Origin of the sequence: Gaiella sp. (genome assembly GCF_039915195.1) — a bacterium.
Classification (GTDB): Bacteria; Actinomycetota; Thermoleophilia; order Gaiellales; family Gaiellaceae; genus Gaiella.
Map to the genome: position 1 here is coordinate 1 of NZ_JBDSNT010000047.1, position 3,832 is coordinate 3,832.

Annotated in this window: 3 protein-coding genes; all 3 read right to left on the minus strand. The window is 65.7% G+C overall.

Features of this window, described 5'->3' with window-relative positions; all coding sequences use genetic code 11:
- Window positions 1-155: 155 nt before the first annotated feature.
- From ABIR74_RS04460 to ABIR74_RS04470, 3 genes are read right to left on the minus strand one after another with little or no spacing between them, the layout of a single operon-like run.
- On the minus strand, window positions 156-1,049 hold the full coding sequence (locus ABIR74_RS04460) for a fumarylacetoacetate hydrolase family protein (RefSeq protein WP_348175417.1): 894 nt from the start codon (window positions 1,047-1,049) through the stop codon (window positions 156-158).
- Between the two features lie 52 nt (window positions 1,050-1,101).
- Entirely contained in the window at window positions 1,102-2,337 is a 1,236-nt protein-coding gene (locus tag ABIR74_RS04465) for a M20/M25/M40 family metallo-hydrolase (protein ID WP_348175418.1), read from the minus strand.
- Between the two features lie 2 nt (window positions 2,338-2,339).
- Entirely contained in the window at window positions 2,340-3,419 is a 1,080-nt protein-coding gene (locus tag ABIR74_RS04470) for an LLM class flavin-dependent oxidoreductase (RefSeq protein WP_348175419.1), read from the minus strand.
- Window positions 3,420-3,832: the final 413 nt, after the last annotated feature.

Sequence of the window (3,832 nt, forward strand, 5' to 3'; positions counted from 1 at the left end):
CGGGAAGACGACGGCGTCATAGCCCTTCATCCCCCAGAAGTTCGTCAGGTAGAGCACGTTGTCCGGTGCGCGGACGACGAGCGCGTCGAGGCCGCGATCGCGCATCAGTGAGCGAACGCGGTCGAGCTTTGCGTCGTCACGCGGCCAACGCACGTCTAGACTCCTTCACCCCACGGGCGCACACGAGCGAGCGGAGGGCTGCCGTGCCCCTCCTGCCAGGAGACGATCGGGTTCCGAAGCACACCGATGTGCTCGATCTCGGCCTCGACGACGTCGCCCGGCTTGAGGTAGAGCAATGCCCGCTCCTCGGGCGACTTGAAGCCGGCCACGCCGGCGACGGTGCCGGTCGAGAGGACATCGCCCGCCGAGTATCCGAGGCCCGAGAAGTTCGACAGGATCTCGGGGATCGTGACGGACATGTTCCCCGAGTGAGACTCCTGGCGCACCTCGCCATTGACGCGAAGCACCATGCGAAGGTCGCGCGGATCAGGGACCTCGTCGGGCGTCACGATCCACGGCCCGAGCGGGCAGAAGGTATCGATCGCCTTGCAGAAGGAAAAGACGCCAGAACGCATCTCGCCGCGCTGGATATCGCGGGCCGTGAGGTCGTTGAAGATGACGTAGCCGCCGATATAGTCGACCGCCTCCTCCGGTGTGAACCACTTCCCCGCCTTCTTCAGCACGACCGCCAGCTCGAGCTCGTAGTCGAGCTCCTCGGTCAGGTGCTCCGGATAGATGACGGGCTCGTCGTGGCCGACGATTGCGTCGACGTTCTGGAAAAAGTTGATCCAGGGCGCGATGTCATGTGACCAGTTGACGTTCTCCGACTCCGTCTTGTGCTCGCGGAAATTCCCGGCGGTGTGGAAGAACTTCTTCGGGATGATCGGCGCTCGGAGCCGCGTCTCGACGAGCGCCACTCGCTCACCGGTCTCGTCGGCGCCACCACGCTCGAAGTACTCCCGCATCGTCGGGACTGCGAGGACGGCGATCTCCTCGCCATCGAGTACCCCGACCCTGCCGACTCCCTCGCCGAACGTCACCAGCTTCACGTGCTTCCCGTCCTCTCGCTCGATAGTTCGTGTTGATTCAACACAAGGATCCTCACGCGACGCCACAGATACGCATCGCGATCTTTGCGTACGTTTCTGCGGTCTTCACAAGTCCGTCGATGTCCAGGTTCTCGCCCTTCTCGACGTCCATCAATCCTGTCGACGTGCCGTAGTTCACGGTTGGGATCCCGTAGCGTGTCAGCGCCGAGGCGTCGGAGAACCAGCGCGTGACGTCTCGCTCCGGCACCTCGCCGAACACCTCCTCATGGCAGGCGTCGATCGCAGCGACCAGCTCGTGGCCCTCGTCGATCTCCGCGCCGGGCGCCGTCACGTAGACCTGGCCCTCGATACCGTACTCCGGGAACCGTCCGGCGAGGCCTCGCACCATGTCGAGCACCTCGCGGCGCGCTACGCCCATCTCCTTCGTTGGCGGCACTCGCACGTCGAGGAACAGATCGGCCTGGTGTGGCGTGCGGGAGACCCGCCAGCCGAAGCCCCCGTCGATCGCCCCGACATTGACGATCGCCTTTACGCCCCTGTAGGCGTTCACCGGGTCGTTCTCCCACGCGGGGATCCACTCCTTCACCGCAGCGAGGACGTCGTGCATGCGCAGGATTGCGTTCTGATCGCGCTTCCCCTCGCTGAAGGCTGTGTGGATGAAGTTGCCGTGCACCCGGATACGGAGCCACAGGGCGCCGAAGTGGCCGAGCACGACCTTCCCCTCCGTGGGCTCTCCGAGCAGGCACATGTCAGCGACGCCGCCATGCGAGACGAGGTAGCGGGATCCCGCGGCGTACCCCCGGTACTCGGCCCCCGTCGCATCACCGTACTGCGTCTTCTCGATCTCGCCGCAGACCGCGGCGATGAGCACGTCGCCTTTGAGGCGCACGCCGGCGTCCTGCAGGGCGTTCACCGCCTCGACGTAACACGCGAGCGCTCCCTTCATGTTCGAGATCCCGAGTCCGTAGAGGCGGCCGTCGTCGACGAAGTGCTGTGGCTGGAAGCCGGGGACATCCCGAAGCCACTCCTCGCGGCCCGAGTAGGACGTGTCCATGTGCCCGTTGAACATGAGCGACTTGCCGCCGCCCGCACCGTTCCAGATGCCGAGCGCGTTCGCCCGGTTGTCCTCGACCTGCTGCCACTGCACCTGCAGGCCGAGCGGGCGGTAGAGCTCGACCATCAGCTCCCCCATCCCCTGCTCGTCGCCCGTGAAGCTGTGGACGTCGATCATCCGGGCCGCGGTCTCGACGAGCCGGTCGCGGTCGACGGAGACGGAGGCCGCGGTCACGTTCACGCGTCCCGAAAGTGCGGGAGCACCTTCTCGCCGAACAGACGGATCTGCTCGAGTCGATCCTCGCCCCAGAGCTCGAGCATGATGTGAGTGCAGCCCGCGTCGCGGTATTCCTCGATCGCCTCGATGCAGTCGCTCGGGGTGCCTGCGATCGGCCTGCACTTGTCGAGCAGCGAATCGGTCACCAACGCCTTCGCCGCCAGCCTGCCGCCGCGCTCCATCGCCTCGGCCACGGGGATGATCTCTTCCTGATCGATACCGGCGGACTCGAGAAGCACATCAGCAGAGCCCTGGATGTTTTGCACCTTGTTCGCGAGGTACATGCCGCCGATCTCGCGGGCACCGTCGCGGCCCGCAGCGCGGTCGGTAGCGTGGATCGAGGCAAGGATCGTGCAGCCGAGATCGACGTCACCGGGGTCGCGGCCCGACTTCGTAGCTCCTTCGCGGATATTGCCCGCCGTGTAACGGACGTAGTCTGGTGTCGTGATCGACGGCGTGAGGAGGCCATCGCCGATCTCACCACCGATCTGCTGCATCATCGGCGCCGTCCCCGCCACGTACACGGGGACCTCCCAGCGGGGCGCATGTGCCTCGTCGGAGAGGGCAGGAATGTCGGCCGAGAAGACCTTGCCGTCGTACTCGAAGCGCTCGCCGCCGAGAATGCCCCGCACGATCTCGACGGAGTCGCGCATGTGCGCGAGCGGCTTGGTCACCTTCGGCGGCCCACCCTGCTTGGTGTTGTTGAGGAAGATCTTCGACGTTCCGAAGCCGACGATGAACCGACCGGGACCTGCGGCCTCCTGGACGACGCGCGCGTCCATCGCGACCTGCACCGGGTGGCGCGTGTAGGGCGAGATGATGCCCCAGGCGATCGTCAGATTCTTCGTCTCGCGGGCCATCAACGCGGAGACGACGGTCGAGCCGCGCGCCTCCATCTGATGCTTGCGCCACCACGGATAGGCCTCGGCGAGCCAGACGGTGTCCATCCCCGCCTCGTCCATTGCCCTGGCCGACGCGAGCATCTCGTCGAGCGGCTCCATCGTGAGCTGCATCACGCCGATGCGAAACGGAACGGCCATCAACGACCTCCTGACCCGGTGAACGGTGACATGTCACGGGACCCTAACATCTCGTGAGGCGCGTTGCACGAATCGCATGTCGCGACGTTCGACGAGCGCCACTTTCGCATGACAGACTTCGATTCGTGCCTGCGTGTCTGTCATGCTGTTTCGAGTCGGACGAGGTGTTCACGTTCGATCCCAGATCTGGTGCGAAGTTGGTGCACGCAGTGCCCGGCGCCCTCGAGCAGGCGATCGAGCGGCACGACTGCACAGTCATCCTGTTCCCCGCGGCACGCCTCCAGGCACGGGGCGCGCGGCTTCAGGGTGCAGTGCCACGGTGACCTCGCCCCTGGCGCCCGCGCAGCGAGCCGACCTTCCCTCCGGCACGGTCACCTTCCTGTTCACGGATGTGGAGGGCTCGACGAAGCTGC